The sequence below is a fragment of the Wolbachia endosymbiont of Pentalonia nigronervosa genome (assembly GCF_014534705.1).
GTDB lineage: Bacteria > Pseudomonadota > Alphaproteobacteria > Rickettsiales > Anaplasmataceae > Wolbachia.
The window spans coordinates 1-1,817 of sequence record NZ_JACVWV010000138.1 but is presented as its reverse complement, the minus strand read 5'-3'; the positions used below and the strand labels follow the sequence as shown (position 1 = coordinate 1,817).

The 1,817-nt window shown below is 32.4% G+C and carries 4 protein-coding genes and 1 pseudogene; all 5 read left to right on the top strand.

All coding sequences use genetic code 11. From position 1 onward, the window contains the following. Positions 1-246 (top strand): annotated as a pseudogene (locus IC220_RS07345) (IS5/IS1182 family transposase); the annotation flags it as partial. Positions 247-325: 79 nt separating this feature from the next. Next, positions 326-685 (top strand): helix-turn-helix domain-containing protein, encoded by a 360-nt coding sequence (locus tag IC220_RS07340; RefSeq protein WP_188153770.1) that lies wholly within the window; start codon positions 326-328, stop codon positions 683-685. Then, positions 639-1,214 (top strand): IS630 family transposase, encoded by a 576-nt coding sequence (locus tag IC220_RS07335; RefSeq protein ID WP_188153771.1) that lies wholly within the window; start codon positions 639-641, stop codon positions 1,212-1,214. Before IC220_RS07340 ends, IC220_RS07335 begins: the two co-directional genes overlap by 47 nt. 125 nt (positions 1,215-1,339) lie before the next feature. Further along, on the top strand, positions 1,340-1,516 hold the full coding sequence (locus IC220_RS07330; protein ID WP_188153769.1) for a hypothetical protein: 177 nt from the start codon (positions 1,340-1,342) through the stop codon (positions 1,514-1,516). Then, the coding region (locus IC220_RS07325; RefSeq protein WP_188153768.1) for an EamA family transporter at positions 1,509-1,817 on the top strand (309 nt) is incomplete at its 3' end. The genes IC220_RS07330 and IC220_RS07325, both read left to right, overlap by 8 nt.

The window sequence follows — 1,817 nt, the reverse complement described above, 5'->3', positions numbered from 1 at the left end:
AGAAAATGGAGCCATTGTTGGCAAAAAAAATTAGCATAAAAAAGGATAGAACCTTAACGCCCGAAAGGATTTTTAGCAGATGTTACAGCACAGCCGATACAGCGACCAAAAGACAGCAAAAAACGTAAAAAAAGTTACTCTGGCAAAAAGAAAACAACGACCATAAAAACCGATCGAAGAAAGTGTTGTCAGTTTCAAGATCACATCGAGCATGATTTTCGCATACGAAAGCAGGAAAAATTGTTATAGCTAACTAAGATAAGGTTTACCTAGACAAAATTTATGGTAAGATGGTAGATTGAAGAATAAATAGATGGAGTAAAAAATGCCCAAACCATACAGCGAGGACTTGCGAGAACGTGTTTTTAAGATTATTGACGAGAAAAAAATGTCTATGAAAAAAATTGGTGAAACATTTAAACTCAGTATAAAAACAATATATTTATGGCGAAAAAGAAGGGAGGAAACTGGAAGCATAAAGCCAGCATCTGGTTATCAAACAGGTCATAGGAGCAAGATTAAAGATATGGGCAGTTTTTTCAAATTTCTACAAGATAATCAAGATGTTACGACTGATAAAATAATTGAAAAATTTGGCAATATGTGCAAAGAAACAGCATATAATTATCTAAAAAAAGCTGGCTACACATATAAAAAAAACCTTCCTTTATCAAGAGAGAGATGAAAAAAAGCGTAAAGAATTCACAGCAAAAGTAGCTGAAATAAAGGAAGAAAATCTGGTATTTATAGACGAATCTGGTATTGATGACAACGAGTTTTATGCGTACGGATGGGCCCCTAAAGGCAAGAGATTATTTGCAGAAAAGCATGCATTTAAGAAAAAAAGAATTAGTATTATTGGAGCCCTAAATGATGGAAAAGTTGGCGCTCCATGTGCATTTGAGGGATATTGCAACAGTGAGCTTTTTGAAGCATATGTTGAAAAAATTTTAGTGCCAACATTAAAGCCTGGGCAAACTATAATTCTTGACAATGCAAGCTTTCACAAGTCCGTAAAAATCAGAAAATTGATTGGAAATGTAGGGTGTAAAGTACTGTTTTTGCCGCCATATTCTCCGGATTTGAATCCAATTGAGAAATTTTGGTTTGCCATAAAACACGCCATCAGAAAAATACTGCCAATTTTTTCGCCAAATATTAACGCTGCTATTGATTTTATTTTTCAAAAATCAGGTAAACCTTATCTTGGTTAGCTATAGTTTTTAGGTGGCTTGACAGTGATCAACAAGTAAGCGGAATATTAAAGCGTTATGCAAAAAGTGATTGACTTGTAATCTCATGATAATTAAGATGTTTTTAGTTTGGTTAATGAGGTTCTATGTTAAGTTTTCTTGATAATGAAACATTTGCAAGGGAAGTAGAAAAATTTAGGCATTGCCTAAAAATAGTTGACAAGACAACCGAAGTCCTTAAAGGGGCAAGTATTGATTTTCAAAATGGTACCATAATTAACTTATTGCCTTTCAGATCAAACTTAACTTTTACAAATGATTAAAATTGTTACAACCTTAAAGCTACAAACATATTTCATAGGTGTTTTTTGGTTTATACTAAGTTTACTTAGTAGTGTACTAAATGACATAATTTCAAAATATACTGGAATGAGACTACATAGCTTTGAAATCTCTTTTTTTAGGTTTTTATTCAGTGCTTTGACTCTGTTACCATTAATTTTTTATTACGGTAAAGATATTTTAAAAACTAATAATTTAAATATTCATATACTTCGAGGAATATTGCTATTTATTGGTATATCTGCCTGGACTTATGGGTTAACAGTAGCGCAAGTTAGTGTA